Below are 19,413 nucleotides of genomic sequence, written 5' to 3'. Positions count from 1 at the left end.
TAAACAGGTAGTAGAAGAAAGTATAAGATGCGACTGGAACCAGGTGATTTATATGAGAAGTTGGAGTTTGATAAAATTCTTTCCTTGTTGGAAGAATCTTGTTTTGGTGAACAAGGCAAAGAACAAATACGGGCAACTCAGCCCATGTCTAATTTGGCTCGTATTGAGCAAGGGTTAGATGAGGTAGACGAATTTCGCCGTAGCTTGGAGAAGCGTGATAATTTTCCCATTGGTGCTTATCAAGAGATCAATGAGGAGTTGCGGATGTTAGAAATAGCAGGCTTCGTTCTCCCCGAAGATGGGTTACAAAAGCTGAATATCTTATTGCTTTTTATTAAAGACATTTACAAGTTTTTCAATAAGGATCGTCAGGAGGCTTATGAAACGCTTTACAATATTATCCGCCCCATTCATTTTAATGAAGACCTATTACATGCCATTGAAGGGGTGATCGATGAAGAGGGAAATATTCGACCGGATGCTTCGGCTGAGTTACAGAAAATTCGCCGGCACATTCAAAGCAAGTACCGGGAAATGGACCGGCAATTCCGACTCATTATTGATACTTATCGTAAGAAAGGCTGGCTTACAGATAACGTAGAAAGTTTTCGTAATGCCCGCCGCGTACTGAGTGTGCCCTCGGAGCACAAAAGGAAAATCAGAGGTATTATCCATGATGAATCCAGCACAGGGCGTACGGCATTCATTGAACCGGAAGGCGTTATTGATATCAATAATGACCTTTTTGACCTTCAGCAAGAAGAAAAAAGAGAGATTTATCGCATCCTTAAAGAACTCAGTGCTACCCTGCGGCCGTATTTACCCTCCTTACATGACTACCAGAATCTGATCATCCGCTTTGATGTCGTGCAGACCAAAGCCCAGTTGGCACTGAAACTCAATGCTGTTCGTCCGCGCACCAAAAAAGAACCGACCCTCGCTATTATTCAAGGAAGGCATCCACTGCTATATTTGAAAAACAAAGGGCTTGGGCGTAAAACCATTCCTTTCGACCTTTCTCTTTTTGGTCAAAACCGTATCCTCGTGCTCAGTGGGCCAAATGCAGGGGGTAAGTCGATTACCATGAAGTCCGTTGGCTTGCTACAGTTAATGTTCCAGTGTGGACTGCTTTTGCCGGTTGATGGTCAAACAGAAATGGCGGTCTTTGAACAGCTATTTGCAGATATTGGTGATCAACAATCGTTAGAAAATGATCTATCGACCTACAGCTCACGGTTAGAAAACGCCAAGGTGTTTTTGGAGCACGCTAATCCGAATACCTTGGTGTTGATTGATGAATTTGGTTCTGGTACTGATCCCAAAATTGGTGGTGCTATTGCAGAATCTGTGCTTTTTGAGCTCAATCGCCGTAAGATCTATGGAGTCATTACCACTCACTATAGTAATCTAAAAGTATTCGCTTTTAAAACCCGAGGATTGGTCAATGGCTCGATGCATTTTGACAAGGATAATCTGTCCCCGAGTTATGAATTGCAAGTAGGCCGACCGGGTAGCTCCTACGCTTTTGAAATCGCAGGAAAGAGTGGTTTGCCGGGGCGTGTCTTGAAATATGCCCGCAAACGAATTGGTAGTAATGAACGAGCAGTTGATGATTTACTGGTTGATTTACAGCGAGAAAAGCAAGAAGTAGAAGAAAGGCTTAATGAACTCACTGACAAGCAAAAGTTGTTAGATCGACTCACAAAGACCTACGATCAACTGCATCGTGATCTGGAATACAAGCGCAAAAAGCATAAGCTTGAACGCAAGGAGCAGGAGTTGCAGCAAAGTGCGCAGGAAAATAAAGAATTGGAGCGCCTGATCCGGGAGTTGAAAGAAGAAAAGAACCTGGATAAAGCAAAGAAGGTATCACTTGAAATCAAGTATCAACGAGAGAACCTATCTGAACAAGTAGGTGGCCTGCGAGAAGAAATCTATCATCCAGACAAAGCCTTATTGGAAGATCGCCCCTTAGCCGTAGGTGATTTTGTTAAACTAAAAACAGGCGGTGCAACCGGAGAAATAGAGAGCATTGATCGAAAGAATGCCATCATGATAATGGGAGGGATGCGAATGACGGTAAAGCTGCGTGATTTACAGTTAGCAAAAACTCCCCTCGACGTAAAGACCACCCAGAGCGTACATTCTGACATCGATTATGCCGCTCGTTTTGATAGCAAAATTGATATTCGCGGTATGCGTTATGTAGAGGCCATGAAGGTGATAGAAGATTTTGTAGATCAAGCACTTTTGGCGGATGTTTCCAATTTAAGAATAGTCCACGGAAAAGGCAATGGTTCCCTCAGAGATGCCGTTAAAAAGAAGCTCCGTGAGTATAATGTCACCATGGAGGTTTACCATCCCGCTGCGGAAGCTGGTGGTGACGGTGTAACATTAGTAGATTTATAATACGAAATAGTACGAAAATACTAAGAGACATGGCCAGAGATAACGAATGGAAAAATTTAGGTGGACTCGTATTTTCCACTAACCCTGATGTCAACCTTAATCAACAGGAAGAGGAAGAAGAAACGCTTGATGCGGCTGATCAAAAACTCCGTATTTGGCTGGATCGCAAAAAGCGGAAAGGAAAGGCGGTAACGCTGATTACGGGTTTCGAAGGCAATGATGACGATCTTAAAAGCTTGGCTAAATCACTCAAAACGTACTGTGGCGTAGGCGGATCGGCCAAAGACGGTGAAATCCTTGTACAAGGTGATCAAAGAGATAAAGTCCTTAAGTTTTTACTAGACAAAGGCTATGGCCAAACCAAGAAAAGTGGGGGTTAGGGAATTCGCAAAAGATAATCTACGCCCTTTGCGTAAATTATTTATTTCCTCATCCCTTAAGCTCATTTTTTTTGGGAGTTTTTACCTTTTGTTACTTGCTTGTAGCACAGAAGGAAGTACGGATGTCGTAGCACATTCAACGCAAGAGAATGTACTATTAGATACCGTTTATACCTTAGACACAATTGGGAATACTATTGAGAAACGTTTTCCTGTTCCTGTAGGGTTCTCACGAGTAGAATACGATGATAATACATTTGCCTATTTTTTGAGGACGCTTCCTCTGAAATCTGCAAATTCTCCCGTTTACCTTTATGATGGTTCACTAAAAAGAAATCAAGCCGCTGTCAGTGCTGTTGTCGATATAGATGTCGGGCGGCGTGATTTACAGCAGTGTGCGGATGCTGTAATCCGCTTGCGGGCGGAATATCTATGGCAGCAAAAAGAATATGATGCGATTCAGTTCCATTTTACGAATGGCTTTCTAGCTAAATACACCAAATGGCGATCTGGTCAACGCATAAGGGTGAATGGAAATGAAGTAAGCTGGACGAGCAGCAGGGGAGAAGATTCGTCCTACAAAGCTTTCCGCAGTTACCTCAATATGGTCTTTGCTTACGCAGGTACACTCTCTGTAGCCAAAGAACTCAAGGAACAATCGCTATCGCAAATTGAAGCTGGCGATGTATTTATTCAGGGAGGCAGCCCTGGTCATGCGATCATTGTGGTAGATATGGTTGTTCATCCTGAAACTCATCAGAAAAGGATATTATTGGCACAGAGCTATATGCCGGCCCAGGATATCCATGTTTTACAAAATCCCAATGCCGATTCTCCTTGGTATGAAGTTTCCACACTTGAAGGCGTATTTAGAACCCCGGAATGGTCTTTCAAGGGTAGTGATTTGCGGAAATTTTAGCAGTCCGCTTCGATTTTGAAATTGAGTGTTAGGAACACGTACGTTAGTTTTCCTATATTTTATCTCACCTATTGCATCTCATTTAAAATCCCCCTAAGTTGCGGCGTTTTTCGCTAAGGGAGGCGGTTCTTTAACGAAGGATAAAGCCAAAATCACTCCTAAGGAATCTGACAGTTATTAATCCGCCCTCGCTAAAAGTTCCCTATTTTGGGGTAACTAATAAGAAATTCAACTATGAATTTACGGGATCTTACGAATAGCATTGAACTCAAAGTATCGAAAGAAGCAAAGGAGTACAGTGAATTTGTTAAGAACAAAAACAACAGTCTGATAGACCGGCTGGAAGTTTTCGAAGATATTATAAATATCGAAGTAGGGGATACCAGCCTGATGCGGGCCAAATCTCTGGAGCGTGACTATAATCTGCGCCAACTTTACCTTAAAACAGAAGGCGATAACCCAACAGGAACGCAAAAGGACCGTATTGCTTTTGCACAGGTTTACGATGCTTTGCGTCGTGAATACGATACGATCAGCCTTGCTACTTGTGGGAATTATGGATCAGCAGTTGCTTTGGCGGCGCACTTGGCAGGTATCGAGTGCAAAATATTCATTCCTGAATCCTATCATACTGCCAGGATTGAAGAGATGGTTGATTTAGGTAGCGAGATTCTCCGTCTGCGTGGCAGCTATGAAGACAGCGTGACAGAGAGCAGCAAACTAGCACAAGACAACGGTTGGTACGATGCCAATCCCGGTGGTGCGAATACGCCTTTGCAGATTATGGCTTATAGCCAAATTGCTTTCGAGATTTACGATCAGCTGCGCGATGCTCCCCGCATTTGTGCGGTCCCAATTTCTAATGGGACATTGCTGGCAGGAATTTATCGTGGATTTGTTTCTCTTTATAAGCGAGGCAAGACATCCCGCGTGCCGCAGATGCTAGGCGCTTCTTCTGTACGGAAAAACCCTATCGTTTATTCCTTTAATAAAGGATTGGATTATTGCGCCGATTTAAACCCTGATCTCATTAAAGAAACAAAGTTCAACGAACCTTTAATCAACTGGCACAGCTTTGATGGCGAAGAGGCCTTGTATGCCATGAAAGAAAGTAATGGAAGTGCACACAATGTAAGTGACCAGGAGATGAAAAGCATGTCTAAATACCTTCTTAACAAGGAGTCGAAAAGTATACTCCCTGCTTCTACAGCAGGATTGATTGGACTGCTGAAGGAACATGAAAAAAATGAGATAGAGCCGGACCGCTACGTTGCTATCCTAACGGCTAAGAATTCCAAGTAATCTTTTATTTAGCGTTTTTTAAAACTGGGTTGATGTCAATCAAATTGTCAAATTTTATCGTATTTGACTACCTCAAGGTACATGAGATTGTGGTAGAGCCTAAACGAATGAAAGCCACCTATACTTTGGGTAAGAAAGATGGTGAAACCGTGTCGAATACACTCATCTATGCTTATACTGAAAAGGTTTTTGACCCTAAGCGTTGGGAGGATCGGAATCTGGCCTCTACCATGGCCGCACAGGTTGCTTTAAATTATGGCTTGTTCTGTGAGGAGATCATTTTTGAAGGTGCTTTTGATGAAAAAGACCAATCTTTCTTGCGGGCAGTAACGGAGAATACATCGCGCGAGGTATACGTGCATAAGCTGCTGGCAAATAATGAGTTTTTGCGGCCAGCATTCAGCGATTTAGCGCCTGAAAAGAAGAGTAAGTACACGGCTGCTAAGTTGACCTTTCAAGGAGAATCAGCACCCAAGACTGTTCAGGATGAAACAGGTGCTTCCGCTGAATTGGACAATGATGCCTATATCATTCTTAGCAGTGGTGGCAAGGATAGTTTACTGAGTTATGGGATCCTAAATGAGTTACAGACAGCACACCCTATCTATGTAAATGAATCCGGTAGGCACTGGTATACTGCCTATAATGCTTACCACAAGATGCTGGAGATAGCGCCCAACACCAGTCGGGTGTGGTGCAACTGTGACCGTATTTTCAATTGGATGGTTCGTCAGATGCCTTTTATCCGGGAGAATTACCAAAATATTCGCGCCGATATTTATCCCATTCGACTGTGGACGGTTTCTGTTTTCTTGTTTGGTGTACTTCCTTTGGCGCGGAAGCGTAAGGTGAGAAATATCATTATCGGTAACGAGTATGATACCACACTGCAGTTGCAGCAGGATGGAATCACGCATTATGCTGCGCTGTACGATCAGAGCAAATATTTCGACAATGCACTTACACGTTACTACGATAAAAAAGGTTGGGATTTTTTCCAGTTTTCTATTCTAAGGTCGCTTTCCGAACTTTTGATTTTAAAAATCTTGGTAAAACGTTACCCTGATTTGCAAAGTCTTCAAGTTTCTTGCCATGCTGCCCATAAAAAAGGGGAGCGGATGATGCCTTGTGGCAAATGTGAGAAATGCCGCCGTATTGTAGGAATGCTCAAAGCACTAGAAGAAGATCCGGCACGCTGCGGCTACAGCGAAGACCAAATCATCCAATGTCTCAAGGCTTTGGAAGGGAAAAGTGTTAAACAACTGGGCTCTGATGCCCAACAATTATATCATCTTTTATTAGAAAAAGAGTTAATTGAGGATAATCCTCATACCCGTAAGCTGGCTAAAAAGAACCCTGAAATCATGCAACTTCGTTTTGATGAGGAGCGCAGCAATTTGCAGGATATGCCGGAGAATATCCGGGAACAACTTTTATCACTATTTAATGAGTATTCGGAAGGAGTAGTACGCCGTAATCACCACAAATGGGATACAACATCCGTGGTGGACTTATTGGCCGAAAACAAGCCTTACAAATTTACAAGAAGCAATGAACAGAAATAAAAAGGGTTTTCTCTGGGAAGAGATGACCTGGGAGGAAATCAACGAACGCCTGGAAACCGTCGATACGGTTTTGCTGCCCTGTGGTGCTATCGAACAACACGGCCCGCATTTGCCGGTGGATATTGATTATTATGATGCCAAATACTTGGCTCGTAAGGTAGCAGAAATGTGCTCTGATCCAAAGCCACTTGTGCTGCCTGCTATCCCTTACGGTGTTTCTTATCACCATGAGGATTTTGCTGGTACTATCAGTGTTACGAATAACGCTTTGTCTGCTTTTGTGTATGATATTGGTATGAACTTGGCCAAGCAGGGTGTGAAGAAGATTATTATGATCAATGGACATGGCGACAATGCTCCTACGCTGAATTATGCGGCCCAGATGATCAATCGGGACGCTCGCATCTTTGTTTGTGTGGATACTGGCGACACGAGCGATACAGATATCGCGAAATTGGCAAGTACGCCAAATGATATCCACGCCGGTGAGATTGAGACCAGTACAACCCTGGCCTTACGTCCTGAAGCCGTACAGATGGATAAGGCCGTAAATGAAACGCTTGACTTCGGTAGCGACTTTTTGAATTTTGATGATGACCACAGCGTAAGTTGGTATGTTCGTACCAACAAGATTTCCAACTCTGGCGTAATGGGAGATGCCACAATTGCAACCGCAGAAAAGGGGGTGAAAATGTGGGAAATTATGATTCACCAATTGGTGAAATTTGTCGACTTCGTGAAGAAGACGCCACTTGAGAAGCTTTATCAGTCGCGTCATTAAAAACAAAGAATTGGCATAGCAATTGAGCTAGCCTTTCGGTAAAAAGTTGTTAATTAGCAAGAAAAAAAGATGAGACCACTTTTCTTCTTGCTTTTCCTTTTTCTGACAGGCTCTTTCTTACGGGCACAGATTACAGACCCTGTAGCTACCGAAGTTTGGGAGCCAGAGCCCCGCGCAGTTGACCCTGGCCCTGTAAATGGCCCGCCAGCAGATGCATATATCCTTTTTGATGGTACCAATACTGATCAATGGGAACACCTCAACGGCAAAGCCGTTGGCTGGAAACAAGAAGGTAAGCATCTAACTGTTGAGAAGGGGACGGGCGATATTCAAACCAAAAAAGTATTCGGCGACTGCCAACTTCATCTGGAGTGGAGGTCTCCTCTTGTGATTGAAGGCGAGGGACAGGGACGTGGCAATAGTGGCGTCTTCCTCCAGGGAATCTACGAAGTTCAGATCTTAGATAGCTATCAGAACCGAACCTACTCTAATGGCCAGGCTGGCGCTATTTACAAGCAGCATATTCCGTTGGTGAACCCACTTCGGCCTACCGGCGAATGGAATACTTATGATATTATCTTTAAGGCTCCCCAGTTTAATGATGATGGAATGAAGGTGGCCTCTGGCTACATCACGGTCTTGATCAACGGTGTTTTGGTGCAAAACCACGTAGAGATCAAAGGAACAACACCCTACATTGGTTTGCCTCAAAACGAACCACATGGCCCAGGCCCGATTAAACTCCAAGACCATAGCAACCCCGTGAGTTTTCGCAATATCTGGATCAGAGAGCTATAAGTATACCTCTTGCTAGCCTCCGTTTATTAACTTTTTTACCAAGCGGGAACCATTCCGCTCCTAACTGATGTTTAAGTGTCCGTTGCGCAATACCAATAATTTGTAAATTTTATTTGATCGCAATATTAAATATTAGTGGAGGTGGATTTTGACTCCTTTAAGTAGGGTGATAATGACTATCTTCCGGTAATAAAAACATCGGACATGGTAATGAAATGGCGAAGGCTGAACGGTAAATCTATTCAGGATGACCTAAAAGTAGCCGTAGAAAAAGTACTGAAAAAAGAACTGGCAGATGGCCATCGGATGAAGGTCTGTATTGGTTCCGATTCGCAGGTGAAAGGAGGTGTTATTGAATATGCTACGGTCATCGTTTTTCTACGAGAAAAGCGAGGAGGTTTCATGTTTATCAGCAACCACAAGGAGTTCCGGAAAATGTCTATCCGTGAACGGATGATTTCTGAAGTGGCACGTTCCGTTAACGTCGCGTATAACCTGTGTGATTTGCTGGATAAATACGATGTAGAACTGGAAGTTCATGCAGATATCAACACCGATCCGCACTTCGAAAGCAACGTAGCATTAAAAGAAGCCATGGGCTATATCCTGGGAATGGGCTTTGTCTTCAAAGCTAAGCCTGATGCTTTTGCAAGTACCAGCTGTGCCGACAAAATGGTGTAAATGCTGTTTTGAATTGTCATAAAATGATAAAAGAGAGGTCAATCCATTTCGGGTTGACCTTTTTTTATAAATTAAAAACGTAAGTTGCACACTGTCAAAATCATTGAGTAAAGCCTATGCAAATATCAGTCGTTATCCCTTCTTATAATCAACCAGAGACGGTACAAAGATGTATCGGCTCTATCCTGGAGCAGGATTTTGGCGGCACCTATGAAATCATCATTGCAGACAGCTCCGATAAGCGTAAACAGGATGAGTTGGCTGCCTTTTGTGCGACTATTCCTAAGGTTCAACTTATTCCATTGGAAAAGCAAACCTTTCCAGGATCAGCAAGAAATATAGGCATTAAGGCTGCTCAGGGGGAGGTCATTGCGCTGATTGATTCCGATTGTGTTGCCAAGCCGAATTGGCTGGAGAACATTTGGAAAAACATGGAACACAATGTGATTTTAACGGGGGTGATAGAGAATGGTACAGAAGATAGCGTTTACGGAACGTGTTCTTTCCTGGTAGAATTCAACCATTTTTTGGACTTTTCAGGACACAAGGTACCGGCCCACGCGGCGGCTACTTGCAATTTTGCTTGTCGCAAAGAGGTTTTCGATAAAATTGGATACTTCACGGATGACCGTGCTTTTGAGGATATGCTTTTCTGCAAAAAGTTTACGGATCAGGGCGGGCAAATATTTCGTATCAACGGTATTCGCATTGCACATCTCAATAAGACAGATTTGGCTGGTATTCGTCGTAACCAGACTATGCTGGGCAAATTTTCTGCCATCGTACGCCGAGCCCACGGGATGCCACCTCAGCTTGTTTTTAAACTTCCAATATTAGCTTTCGCTTTAGCCAAATTTCGATACCTGAGTATTTTCTCGAGGGTTATCCGCAGTAAATATTGGGCGAAGTTTTTATTGTATACCCCTGTTATCCTGTATTTACTAGTGCACTGGAGCAAGGGTTTTTATACTGGAGCAAAACGGAGTTGATAATACCCTTGATTTAGGTATATTTGCTGACTAACCAAATACCTCCTAAGTCTTGGCCGGAAAAGCAAAAGCAAAAAAGAAATCTACGAAGGTAACTCCTTTGATGAAGCAGTATTTTACCGTAAAAGCCAAACACCCTTCGGCTATCTTGCTTTTTCGAGTAGGTGATTTCTACGAAACGTTTGGAGAAGATGCCGTTGTTGCCGCTCAGGTGTTAGGCATTGTCTTGACAAGCAGAAACAATGGCGGCAGTGATGTCGAGTTGGCTGGTTTTCCCTACCATTCTTTAGATACTTACCTGCCCCGATTGATCAGGGCTGGCCATCGGGTAGCTATTTGCGAGCAGCTGGAGAAACCTTCGAAAGAGAAGAAGATTGTTCGGCGAGGAGTTACCGAGATCGTTACGCCAGGACTGGCCATTGATGATAAGCTGTTGGACCATAAGACCAATAACTTTTTGGCGAGCTTGTATTTTGGCAAGCAGCAGCAGATGGGGCTGGCTTTGCTAGACATATCCACCGGCGAGTTTTTAGTCTGTGAAGGCAACCAGGAATACATTGATAAGCTGTTGCAAAGTTTCCGCCCTTCGGAAGTGATCCTCTCTAAAGACAAGAAGAAAGGTTTTGAAGAACGTTTTGGAGAACGTTTTCATGTCTTCTCGCTCGATGAATGGGTGTATTCATTGGATTATACCAGAGAGAAATTGCTCCACCACTTTGAGATACAATCACTCAAAGGCTTTGGGGTAGAGGAAATGGAGTTGTCGCAAGTAGCGGCAGGTGCTATTTTGCACTACCTGGAAACGACCGAGAATAAAAATATCCAGCACCTTAATACGATTGGCCGCATACAGCCTGATCTTTATGTGTGGCTGGATCGCTTTACGATTCGTAACCTTGAATTGATTTATAGTCCGCATGAAAGTGGTGTGCCGTTGATCAATATCCTGGATCATACCGTTTCTCCGATGGGAGGGAGGTTGCTGAAGAAATGGGTCGTACTACCACTCAAGGATGTTAATGATATTGAGGCTCGCTTGCAGGTGGTTGATCATTTTGTGCAGTCAGCAGAGCAGGTAGAAGAGTTGAGTGGTTATATCCGCCAGATGGGAGATTTGGAGCGCTTGATTGCTAAAGTTCCATTAGGAAAAATCAACCCAAGGGAGATAACATCCCTGAAGAGGTCACTTGAAACAATTCCACTGATAGCGGCTTCCCTTGCAGGAACCAAAGAGGAGATGTTGCAGAAGATAGCCGATGGCCTAGACCCTTGCGAAACCTTGTGCCAGGAGATTGGTAAACAAATCAAAGAAGACCCCCCCCCGGTCAATCTTTCAAAAGGTGGCGTCATCGCTGATGGTTGGTCGGAAGAACTTGATGATCTTCGGGATATCATGAAGAATGGGCGTAATCGCCTTGTGGAAATCAAAAACCGCGAAGTAGAACGTACTGGGATATCAAGCCTTAAAATTGGGTTTAACAATGTCTTCGGTTATTACTTGGAGGTCACGAATAGATTTAAAAATGATGTTCCAGAGGAGTGGACTCGCAAACAAACGCTAACGAATGCAGAGCGATATATCACAGAGGAGCTAAAGGTTCTGGAAGATAAAATACTAGGCGCTGAGGAGAAGGTTTTGGTCTTGGAGGCTTCCCTTTTCGAGCAGCTGGTACTTAGATTGGCAGACTTTATTCCACAAGTGCAACGCAACGCTGCCCTGATTGCCCGCTTGGATTGCTTGCTCTCTTTTAGTAAGGTCGCGGTGAAAAATTATTACGTACGACCGCAGATAGACGATAGCTTCGTGATTGATATTAAGGAAGGGCGCCACCCTGTGATCGAGAAGCACTTGCCGCTAGGCGAAGCGTATGTTCCCAATGATGTTTTTCTGGATCGTGACGAACAACAAATCATGATGATCACAGGCCCTAACATGTCGGGTAAATCAGCCCTCTTGCGGCAGACTGCTCTGATTTGTTTGATGGCCCAAATGGGAAGCTTTGTTCCGGCGAAAGCCGCCCGACTGGGCATAGTGGATAAGGTCTTCACTCGTGTAGGAGCCAGTGACAACATCTCCAGCGGCGAGTCTACCTTCATGGTGGAGATGAACGAGACCGCCAGCATTATGAATAATGTCTCGGATCGTTCGCTCATCCTGTTGGATGAAATTGGGCGAGGTACCAGTACTTATGACGGAATCAGTATTGCTTGGTCGATTGCGGAGTACCTTCACAGCAATGGAAAATCTTATCCCAAGACGCTCTTTGCTACGCATTATCACGAACTGAACGAGCTGGCAACAAAATTTCCCCGAATCAAGAATTTCAATGTTTCGGTGAAAGAATTGGGCAAAAAGGTCATCTTTTTGCGTAAACTTGCTGAAGGAGGTAGCCACCATAGCTTCGGTATTCATGTTGCGAGAATGGCCGGTATGCCTCACTCTATCGTAGATCGGGCTACGCAGATCCTCACCCAATTGGAGCAAAAGCATATTGAGGGAGACGTAGAAACAAAGGGAGAACCTAAAGTTGCACGCCCTGCTACAGAATCGATCAGTACAGAGGCTATGCAGTTGAGCATCTTCGAAACCGTTGACCCGGTAGCTGGGCAATTGAAGGCCACATTGCTGGATTTGCAGATCAATAACATGACCCCCATCGAGTGTATGATGAAGCTCAATGAGCTGAAAAAGTTGTTGGAGGAATAACCATAAATATTGCGTTTTATTTTCGTGCCGTTTCTAAAATAAAGTTGCTATGATGCGTAAAACGATCAGGATATCTTTGCTGTTGGTAGCAATTTTCTTGCTGTATGTGGGCGGTGTTTTGCTACATGGTACCCTCACCGATTGGCAGCCTGATGAAGATTTGCCAGTTGATGTTTATGCGCAAAGCACGAACGATGTTATCGAGGATAGCATCATTTCTCTGGCGATCTGGAATATGGGATACGCTGGATTGGGAGAGGAGTCTAACTTTTTCTTTGACAGTGGTGGCTTCTTCATGTCTAATGGGAAGATGATCCGGCCAAGCGAAGAATTGGTGGAGAAAAACCTCGATGGTGCAGAGTTGTTTGTAAAAAGTACAGAAGCAGATATCTTTCTTATTCAGGAGGTTGACCTGAATTCACGGCGTTCTTATTACACCCAACAACTGGATAGCCTTCGGGCACAACGCCCTGATTATGCCGCTAGCTATGCTGCTAATTATCGCGTAACACGGGTGCCTATCCCGATATTGGAGCCTTGGCGCGCTTACGGAAAAGTAGAAGCAGGTATCGCGTCACTAAGTCGTTGGCAACCCACAGCTGAACGTAGGCTACAACTTCCTGGTAGCTTTGATTGGCCAACCCGAATTTTTCAGCTCGATCGTTGTTTACTCATTAGCCGTTTCCCCACATCTTCCGGCAAGGAACTGGTGGTGATCAATGCCCACCTTTCTGCTTATGATAAAGGTGGGGTGCTCAAAAAGCAGCAGATGGTCTTTCTTCAGCAATTGGTGACGACAGAATACGATAAAGGAAATTACGTCATCGTTGGTGCCGACTGGAACCAATGCCCGCCTTTCTTTCCCTTCGATACCTTTTCGCCAGGAGAAACAGATGGATACACCCAGAGCAATATCGCCGCAGATTTTGTGGGAGAGGATTGGCAATGGCTCTACGATCCCACCGTGCCTAGCAACCGCAAACTTCGGAGCGTTTACGACACCGAAAACACCTTCCGTACCGTTATCGATTTCTTTCTGATTTCTCCGAATATCAAGGCTTTGAAAGTGAAGACATTGGACCAGCAATTCCGGTTTAGTGATCACCAGCCGGTGTGGGTTCAGTTGGAATTACTGTAAGCTTATGTACATTCCTTCTCACTATAATGTAGATGATCAGGAGGAGATTCTATCCTTTCTTCATGCGTATAGTTTTGCAGCTATCGTAAATCAGGAGGGCAAACGTCCGGTGGCTACTCATTTGCCTTTTGTTGTCAGGCAGGTGGATGACAAGCTGTTATTGGAAGCCCATTTTGCCCGCGCTAATCCACAGTGGAAGCTTTTGGAAGATGGGCAAGAGGCTCTTGTTATCTTTGCGGAACCACACGCCTATATTTCGCCCCGTCATTACGATAAGGCCCAAAATGTACCCACTTGGAACTATCAAGCCGTTCATGTATATGGTAAGGCCCGCCTTTTGACAAATGAAGCAGAAGCTTTCGCTCATTTAGAACGTTTGATTGCTACTTTCGAACAAGATTACCAAGCACAATGGGCAGACCTTTCGGATGGGTACAAGCAAGCCATGCTGTCAGGAATTGTAGCCTTTGAATTAGAGGTGGCCGAAGTTCAGGCGAAAGCCAAATTGAGTCAAAATAAAACGACTTCCGAGCAAGAACGCATTGCCGCTGAGTTGAGTCAATCGACAGATAGCGTTATTCGTGATTTGGGAGAGGCGATGGTGAGGAATATTGGGAAGGGGGAGGTGGTGTAATACTGTTTTACTACTCTGTAAGTAGCTTATTCTATGTCTTTTATAGTTGGTTCTCCTCTTTTTGTGTGATAAATTTCAACAACCAGAACCATAAGTTGATCTTCTTCAACTTTATAAATTATCCTATATGACATTGATAATGCTCGCCGATAAGTAATATTTGCTTTGCTGATTATCTCCTTTGCTGGAGCATTTCTAGTAGGCATCTTTGCAAGATCATTAATAACAGCTAAAGCTTCTTTTCAACATGTTCCGCTGTTTCATAAGAGACCTCTTCAATAAGATAATTAATGATCTTTTCCAGGCTGGCTTCGGCACGAGGAGTAACAACTACTTTGTACGTGTCAGCCATTTCTGGGAGCGTTTTGCTAGTTCTTCAACGGTAATGTAATTTCCCTGCTTTGCAGCTTCCACTTCCTGATCGAGTAGTTCACCAAGTTCGCTGCCATAAATAGGACTACCATTCATTTCGTAGCCAATTGGTACTTCCTCGTTTTGGTAAGAACTCATCATAAGAAAGACTGCCTTTAAAAGTCTTTCATCTATTTCATCCACCAGCTGGTGGACTTGTTCGCGCATTTCTACAGCACTCATAAGCATTTGTTTTACAATCCTAAATATAACGTTTTATCAGGTTAAATAATTCATTGCGAAGGGCGATTTTTCTGGTTGTCGCTTTTTTTTAGCACTTGATAATCGGTGGTTTGACAAGCTTTTAAAGCAATAGTGAATTGTTCTATTTTAGTCTGATCTTCTTCAATGTCAATATTTTGAAGTAATTCAGTTACAAATTTTCTCGTAGGAATAATTTCCTGAATCGACATAAATAGTGATTTAATCTGGCTGCTTGTAGAAGGCATTCTTCAGCTGGACTGCGTCAGTGCCCACTGGACGCTATATGTCCATGTTAACGCACAAGTCGCATAGCTAGCTAGTGGGGGGGATTATTTCCTTAAATATCCTGTTCCTAGCCAATTGAACTCTAGATGAGTAGTATCGATTATGGAATTTAGCTCTTCACCAAATTTATACTCGTCTAGGAAGACCCCTGTTATTATAGCTACAGTTTTAGGATTATCCTTATCATAGGCAACTATACACGTACCTCCTGGTTCAGGGGTCTTTATTGATCTATAGAACGGAAGAGTGTAGTTTCTGTATGTTTTATGCCGATACATATACTCTATCTCCAGTTTTGACAAATATTTTCCTTCAGGTTTTTCATTAGATACACCCCTCGCAACTGTGACTACATAATTCTCTTTTAGAGAATTCACAGTTCGCTTTTCTTTTAACAAAGAAAAAGCTAGTACAGAAAAGAATATTACCAGGATAACAACATTGATGTAGGCCGTTTTAGACTTAATTATTTTCATCTGATAAGGTTTCTTTAGCAGTATTAGAGGTAGCTTGCTCTCTGTTCGGCGTTGGTTTTACCTACGCCGAGACCACCCCAAAACTCCAATTCGTAAGCCCCTTCTCCCTACTCCTCCGGCAGCAATACAAACTTAAAATGGGTAGCATTCATCAAATACCGCTTAGTAATAGGACCAAATTTATCGGCGTCGATCGAATCTAGCCGTTGCCTGTAACGATCGGGATAAAGTCGTTCAAGATCGTATTTCATGCGGATGCATTGGGCTATTTGGCCCAGCCAGAATCCATTATTGCGTAAAGCTTCTTCGTAGGATTTCAGTCTACTGGCCTTTATTTTGTCCAAGTCACTTTGGCGGGTATTTCCCGCTGCAAGCGAGGCTATTTCTTCGTAAACCATTGCGATAAGCGTATCTACTTCTTCGGGTGAGGCATTGAAGCGAATCGTCGTGTGGTGTAAAGAATCGGGGATAGACTGCATTCTCATGTTCACTCTCACACCATAGACGCCACCCATTTCTTCGCGTAGCTTTTCCCGTAAACGGAAAGAAAGTATTTCCCGCAAGGCTGAGAAATGCAAACGAGTATCCCGGTTACTGTAAGGGAAATCGCCGTGCCACTCCAAGATGACTTCTGCTTTAGGCGTTTGCCCGGCAATGACGGTGGTATCCAAAGGTGCGTTGCTGAGCCGAAGTCCACGGTCTTTCCACTGCTCGGTAGCTTGATTGGTTAGAGGTAAGTTCCCTAAGTATTGGGCCGCAAGTTGCATTAAGCTGTCGGGAGCGAAGTTTCCCACAAAAACAAAACTAAAATCTGCGGCATTGGCAAAGCGTTCGTAATAAATGGCTGCTGCACGGTCCAAGTTGATCGTCTCAAACTCTTCAATGGAGAAGTTGGGACGCCGGGGATGGTCGCCGTATTTCTTGTCTATGACCATTCGGCCAAAGGCAGTACGCGGATCTTCATCCAATCGGTCGTAGATATCTATTTGTCGCTTCTGATAAGCCGCTAAAGCGAGGCTATCAAACCGAGGGCGGGTAAAATAAAGGTAAATCAGCTGGAACATCGTTTCAATGTCCTCCTGATTGCTACTGCCAGAGATACCCTCTTCGTAAGACCCTAGATATGGATTGACGCTCACATTTTGATCACTTAACAATTGTAACAATTCGCTTTCGCGAAAAGTATCCAAGCCGGATTGATCAAGGATAGACAAGGCGTGGCGGGCACTCGGGTAATCTTCGTCTTCATAAAGACTTATACCACCTGGGCTGAAGCCCCGAAATCTGATTTGATCATTTTTGAAATCCGTAGGCTTAAGTATCACCTTTACGCCATTGGGCAGCTCATAGCTACTTACCTGGAGAACGCTGTCATAACTGGCTAATACAGCCTTTTGAGCAGGCAACTGCTCACTGAGGAGAGGGCCTTGCTGCGAGGGGGCAACAGGAGCCTCCGGCTGAAGCAAAAGCAGTTGATCTAATAATTGATAAAACGCAGTGCTGTCAGGAAGGGTAGGGGCCAGCTCCGAATTGGTGGTGATAATTGCATTACGAACTTCGGAAGTCAGTGCCTTTTGAGCTAAACTTTGCAACTCTGCAGAAGTGATTTCTCCTAAACAATCTGCCGCGAAAGAGGGGAGTGCATTGAAGTCTACCATCTTGGTATCTTCCAGAAAAGCGTTTCTGATACTGCCGGCAATACTACTGCTGGATCTTTTATCTAATTCTTTGACCATCTGTTCATACTGGTCAAGCATAGCCTTTTTTTCAACAGCCAACTCATCGTCACTAAAACCATGTAGAATTACCCGACGAGTTTCATTCATAACGGTATAAAGCGCCTCATTAAGTTGCTCTGCTGGCCCTAAAGCACTCAGCCGATAACTGTGGTAATTCCCTGGCAGAGAAGCAAAACCAGAATAGGCAAAAGTAAAAGGAGGAATGGCTGTTTCCTTGAGTTTAGCCAGCCGTTTGTTTATCAAGCTACCAAATAGGGAGCGTTGCAACTGGTATTTAAGGGTTCCCCGTGTGAGGTCGCTTTTCTGTGGTTCCAGCTGAAATGTTAGCTCCCATCGCGTAAAAGCCGCTTCGTCATCGGTGGCCAGGAGAAATCGTTGAACTTGATTGGTATCTAGTGGGTAGTTTTCCGCAGGCTGAAAGCCGTCGTTGCTCAATCCAGAAAAATAGTCTTCAATCTTGGTTGTTATCCAAGCAGGATCAACATCACCGACTACAATGAGGGCCATGTTTTCTGGCTGATACCATCGTTGGTAAAAGTCAATTAAGCGCTGTGCCGAAACGGTGTCAATCAACTCAGGGCTACCAATAGGTAAGCGTTGTGCATAACGTGATCCCGCCAGCAAAGTTTGGTAAGCCTGCATTTGTAAGCGTTGGTTGGAACTCAAGCGGCTGCGCCACTCGGAAATGATTACCCCGCGCTCTTTGTCTACCTCTTCCGGATCGAAAGTGATTTTACTACTCCATTCTGACAGTACTTGCAGCGCAGTATCGACCAGTGCCAGGCTATCCGTTTGCACTTGTAGCTGGTAGACGGTTTCCGCAAAAGAAGTATAAGCATTAAGGTCTGCACCAAAGCGAGAACCATTTCTTTCGATAAAGTCGATGAGCGTGTTTTGCGCAAATTTCTCCGTACCATTGAAGGCCATGTGCTCTACAAAGTGGGCTACGCCTAGTTGGTCTTCCTCTTCTTGCAGCGAGCCTGCTTTGATGACCAGTCGTAGTTCTGCTCGCTGCTGAGGCTCATTGTTTGGGCGGATAAAATAGCAGAGGCCATTGGCTAAAACACCCTGCTGTATCGCGCTGTCAACAAGGAGCTCTTGTTGCCAATAGCTGGAAGGGTTTTGCCCGTTCAATACAGACAAAACCCCACAGCATACAAGCAGTACAAGACTACTATTGATTCTCCAGTTGTTGGAAGATTTCTTCATCCGTTTTTCCTAATGTTTCTAGTAAAATTTGAGCATCATCGACAAAATCATCGTTGGGGTATTTTGCGATGAAAGCTTCGTAAAGCTCCCTTGCTTTTTCTTCGTCTCCAAGGTCTTCAGCGTAGGTGAACCCTTGCATAAATAAGGCTTTTGGCGCTTTTTCATACTGTGGGAAATACCCTTCGATGGTGGCGTAGATGCCCAAGGCTTGCTGGTAAGCGCCAATAGAGCGAGCTATTTCTCCTGCTTTGTAGAGTTGCTCAGGACTTTCAGGGGCATCGGGTTTCGCTTTAGCGTAAAGCTCTGTTAATGCGATGTATTGCTTGGCAACATTAGGCACCAAACGCTGTGTCGTAGGGTCAGTGATACTATGCAACAGTGTGTCAAGAATATTCTGGGTAGCTTTGGTGGCAATAGGTTGATCCTTGAACTCATTGAGCAAGCGCGCAAAATTAGCTTGTAATCCTTCGTTGGCTCCCATGCGGAAATAAACAGTGGCAGTCTTGCTCAACAGGTTTATTTTCTCTGAGGGTTCTCCTTGCATCGTGTCCAATTTCGTCTCGAAAGCAGCAACGAGCGCCTGGCCTTTTTCTTTGTCAGGTTGCTGATAGAAGCTTTCTTCCATTAGTGTCAGCTCATCCTTGGGCTCCGGAGTGCTACAGGCAAAAAAGGTAAATAGCAAAGCAATTAGTAGAACGTAATTGGTACTCATATCTATAATAGCAAATTGGTGAAGAAATACCTGTCAAAAGTAAAATATTTCTTGAACTAAGCATTAACCTTACT

At 44.1% G+C, this 19,413-nt stretch carries 19 protein-coding genes; 12 read left to right on the top strand and 7 right to left on the bottom strand.

What is annotated here, in order from left to right; genetic code table 11:
- Nucleotides 1-27 precede the first annotated feature (27 nt).
- From A3EU_RS0118130 to A3EU_RS0118075, 12 genes are all read left to right on the top strand, one after another.
- A complete protein-coding gene (locus tag A3EU_RS0118130) occupies nucleotides 28-2,409 on the top strand; it encodes an endonuclease MutS2 (protein ID WP_020537614.1) in 2,382 nt (793 codons plus the stop codon).
- Nucleotides 2,410-2,438: 29 nt separating this feature from the next.
- Nucleotides 2,439-2,789, top strand: a complete 351-nt coding sequence (locus tag A3EU_RS0118125) for a translation initiation factor (RefSeq protein ID WP_020537613.1) — start codon at nucleotides 2,439-2,441, stop codon at nucleotides 2,787-2,789.
- A complete protein-coding gene (locus tag A3EU_RS31010; protein ID WP_020537612.1) occupies nucleotides 2,779-3,708 on the top strand; it encodes a DUF4846 domain-containing protein in 930 nt (309 codons plus the stop codon). The genes A3EU_RS0118125 and A3EU_RS31010 overlap by 11 nt, the downstream gene beginning before the upstream one ends.
- Before the next feature lie 234 nt (nucleotides 3,709-3,942).
- Nucleotides 3,943-5,010: a pyridoxal-phosphate dependent enzyme gene (locus tag A3EU_RS0118115; RefSeq protein ID WP_020537611.1), complete on the top strand. Its 1,068-nt coding sequence runs from the start codon at nucleotides 3,943-3,945 to the stop codon at nucleotides 5,008-5,010.
- Nucleotides 5,011-5,042: 32 nt separating this feature from the next.
- Nucleotides 5,043-6,575: a hypothetical protein gene (locus A3EU_RS0118110; RefSeq protein ID WP_020537610.1), complete on the top strand. Its 1,533-nt coding sequence runs from the start codon at nucleotides 5,043-5,045 to the stop codon at nucleotides 6,573-6,575.
- Entirely contained in the window at nucleotides 6,562-7,356 is a 795-nt protein-coding gene (locus A3EU_RS34845; protein ID WP_020537609.1) for a creatininase family protein, read from the top strand. The genes A3EU_RS0118110 and A3EU_RS34845 overlap by 14 nt, the downstream gene beginning before the upstream one ends.
- Nucleotides 7,357-7,425: 69 nt before the next feature.
- Nucleotides 7,426-8,154: a 3-keto-disaccharide hydrolase gene (locus A3EU_RS0118100; RefSeq protein ID WP_020537608.1), complete on the top strand. Its 729-nt coding sequence runs from the start codon at nucleotides 7,426-7,428 to the stop codon at nucleotides 8,152-8,154.
- A gap of 210 nt (nucleotides 8,155-8,364) precedes the next feature.
- A complete protein-coding gene (locus tag A3EU_RS0118095; protein WP_026211454.1) occupies nucleotides 8,365-8,835 on the top strand; it encodes a ribonuclease H-like YkuK family protein in 471 nt (156 codons plus the stop codon).
- 116 nt (nucleotides 8,836-8,951) lie between these two features.
- On the top strand, nucleotides 8,952-9,824 hold the full coding sequence (locus A3EU_RS33060; protein WP_020537606.1) for a glycosyltransferase family 2 protein: 873 nt from the start codon (nucleotides 8,952-8,954) through the stop codon (nucleotides 9,822-9,824).
- 103 nt (nucleotides 9,825-9,927) lie between these two features.
- On the top strand, nucleotides 9,928-12,531 hold the full coding sequence (mutS, locus tag A3EU_RS0118085; protein ID WP_044086192.1) for a DNA mismatch repair protein MutS: 2,604 nt from the start codon (nucleotides 9,928-9,930) through the stop codon (nucleotides 12,529-12,531).
- Between the two features lie 49 nt (nucleotides 12,532-12,580).
- Entirely contained in the window at nucleotides 12,581-13,669 is a 1,089-nt protein-coding gene (locus A3EU_RS0118080) for an endonuclease/exonuclease/phosphatase family protein (RefSeq protein WP_020537604.1), read from the top strand.
- Between the two features lie 4 nt (nucleotides 13,670-13,673).
- Entirely contained in the window at nucleotides 13,674-14,303 is a 630-nt protein-coding gene (locus A3EU_RS0118075) for an FMN-binding negative transcriptional regulator (protein WP_020537603.1), read from the top strand.
- 26 nt (nucleotides 14,304-14,329) lie between these two features.
- On the opposite strand, the gene A3EU_RS35555 is transcribed toward A3EU_RS0118075, so the two are convergent.
- The 7 genes from A3EU_RS35555 to A3EU_RS0118040 all read right to left on the bottom strand — a co-directional run bounded on the left by A3EU_RS35555 (nucleotide 14,330) and on the right by A3EU_RS0118040 (nucleotide 19,339).
- The gene (locus tag A3EU_RS35555; RefSeq protein WP_425412712.1) at nucleotides 14,330-14,527 is read right to left on the bottom strand and encodes a type II toxin-antitoxin system RelE/ParE family toxin; all 198 of its coding nucleotides are present in this window, start codon (nucleotides 14,525-14,527) and stop codon (nucleotides 14,330-14,332) included.
- A gap of 5 nt (nucleotides 14,528-14,532) precedes the next feature.
- A complete protein-coding gene (locus A3EU_RS35295) occupies nucleotides 14,533-14,655 on the bottom strand; it encodes a hypothetical protein (protein WP_020537601.1) in 123 nt (40 codons plus the stop codon).
- Entirely contained in the window at nucleotides 14,634-14,897 is a 264-nt protein-coding gene (locus tag A3EU_RS0118060) for a hypothetical protein (RefSeq protein WP_020537600.1), read from the bottom strand. Before A3EU_RS0118060 ends, A3EU_RS35295 begins: the two co-directional genes overlap by 22 nt.
- Before the next feature lie 50 nt (nucleotides 14,898-14,947).
- Nucleotides 14,948-15,127 (bottom strand): hypothetical protein, encoded by a 180-nt coding sequence (locus tag A3EU_RS0118055; RefSeq protein WP_020537599.1) that lies wholly within the window; start codon nucleotides 15,125-15,127, stop codon nucleotides 14,948-14,950.
- Nucleotides 15,128-15,247: 120 nt separating this feature from the next.
- Nucleotides 15,248-15,679, bottom strand: a complete 432-nt coding sequence (locus A3EU_RS0118050; RefSeq protein ID WP_020537598.1) for a DUF3592 domain-containing protein — start codon at nucleotides 15,677-15,679, stop codon at nucleotides 15,248-15,250.
- Between the two features lie 107 nt (nucleotides 15,680-15,786).
- Complete coding sequence (locus A3EU_RS0118045) at nucleotides 15,787-18,627, bottom strand: M16 family metallopeptidase (RefSeq protein ID WP_020537597.1); 2,841 nt, start codon at nucleotides 18,625-18,627, stop codon at nucleotides 15,787-15,789.
- Nucleotides 18,593-19,339 (bottom strand): tetratricopeptide repeat protein, encoded by a 747-nt coding sequence (locus A3EU_RS0118040; RefSeq protein ID WP_020537596.1) that lies wholly within the window; start codon nucleotides 19,337-19,339, stop codon nucleotides 18,593-18,595. The genes A3EU_RS0118045 and A3EU_RS0118040 overlap by 35 nt, the downstream gene beginning before the upstream one ends.
- Between the last annotated feature and the right edge of the window lie 74 nt (nucleotides 19,340-19,413).

Source organism: Lewinella cohaerens DSM 23179 (genome assembly GCF_000379805.1).
In the GTDB taxonomy this organism is placed as follows: Bacteria; Bacteroidota; Bacteroidia; order Chitinophagales; family Saprospiraceae; genus Lewinella; species Lewinella cohaerens.
Note: the sequence above shows the minus strand (reverse complement) of the source record. Positions and strands in the feature narration are given on the sequence as shown.

Bases quoted from the DNA above. Each gene is read 5' to 3' on its own strand.
- A3EU_RS0118130 (WP_020537614.1), top strand. From the start codon at position 28: ATGCGACTGGAACCAGGTGATTTATATGAGAAGTTGGAGTTTGATAAA.
- A3EU_RS0118125 (WP_020537613.1), top strand. From the start codon at position 2,439: ATGGCCAGAGATAACGAATGGAAAAATTTAGGTGGACTCGTATTTTCC.
- A3EU_RS0118115 (WP_020537611.1), top strand. From the start codon at position 3,943: ATGAATTTACGGGATCTTACGAATAGCATTGAACTCAAAGTATCGAAA.
- A3EU_RS0118110 (WP_020537610.1), top strand. From the start codon at position 5,043: ATGTCAATCAAATTGTCAAATTTTATCGTATTTGACTACCTCAAGGTA.
- A3EU_RS34845 (WP_020537609.1), top strand. From the start codon at position 6,562: ATGAACAGAAATAAAAAGGGTTTTCTCTGGGAAGAGATGACCTGGGAG.
- A3EU_RS0118100 (WP_020537608.1), top strand. From the start codon at position 7,426: ATGAGACCACTTTTCTTCTTGCTTTTCCTTTTTCTGACAGGCTCTTTC.
- A3EU_RS0118095 (WP_026211454.1), top strand. From the start codon at position 8,365: ATGAAATGGCGAAGGCTGAACGGTAAATCTATTCAGGATGACCTAAAA.
- A3EU_RS33060 (WP_020537606.1), top strand. From the start codon at position 8,952: ATGCAAATATCAGTCGTTATCCCTTCTTATAATCAACCAGAGACGGTA.
- mutS (WP_044086192.1), top strand. From the start codon at position 9,928: ATGAAGCAGTATTTTACCGTAAAAGCCAAACACCCTTCGGCTATCTTG.
- A3EU_RS0118080 (WP_020537604.1), top strand. From the start codon at position 12,581: ATGATGCGTAAAACGATCAGGATATCTTTGCTGTTGGTAGCAATTTTC.
- A3EU_RS0118075 (WP_020537603.1), top strand. From the start codon at position 13,674: ATGTACATTCCTTCTCACTATAATGTAGATGATCAGGAGGAGATTCTA.
- A3EU_RS35295 (WP_020537601.1), bottom strand. From the start codon at position 14,655: ATGGCTGACACGTACAAAGTAGTTGTTACTCCTCGTGCCGAAGCCAGC.
- A3EU_RS0118060 (WP_020537600.1), bottom strand. From the start codon at position 14,897: ATGAGTGCTGTAGAAATGCGCGAACAAGTCCACCAGCTGGTGGATGAA.
- A3EU_RS0118055 (WP_020537599.1), bottom strand. From the start codon at position 15,127: ATGTCGATTCAGGAAATTATTCCTACGAGAAAATTTGTAACTGAATTA.
- A3EU_RS0118050 (WP_020537598.1), bottom strand. From the start codon at position 15,679: ATGAAAATAATTAAGTCTAAAACGGCCTACATCAATGTTGTTATCCTG.
- A3EU_RS0118045 (WP_020537597.1), bottom strand. From the start codon at position 18,627: ATGAAGAAATCTTCCAACAACTGGAGAATCAATAGTAGTCTTGTACTG.
- A3EU_RS0118040 (WP_020537596.1), bottom strand. From the start codon at position 19,339: ATGAGTACCAATTACGTTCTACTAATTGCTTTGCTATTTACCTTTTTT.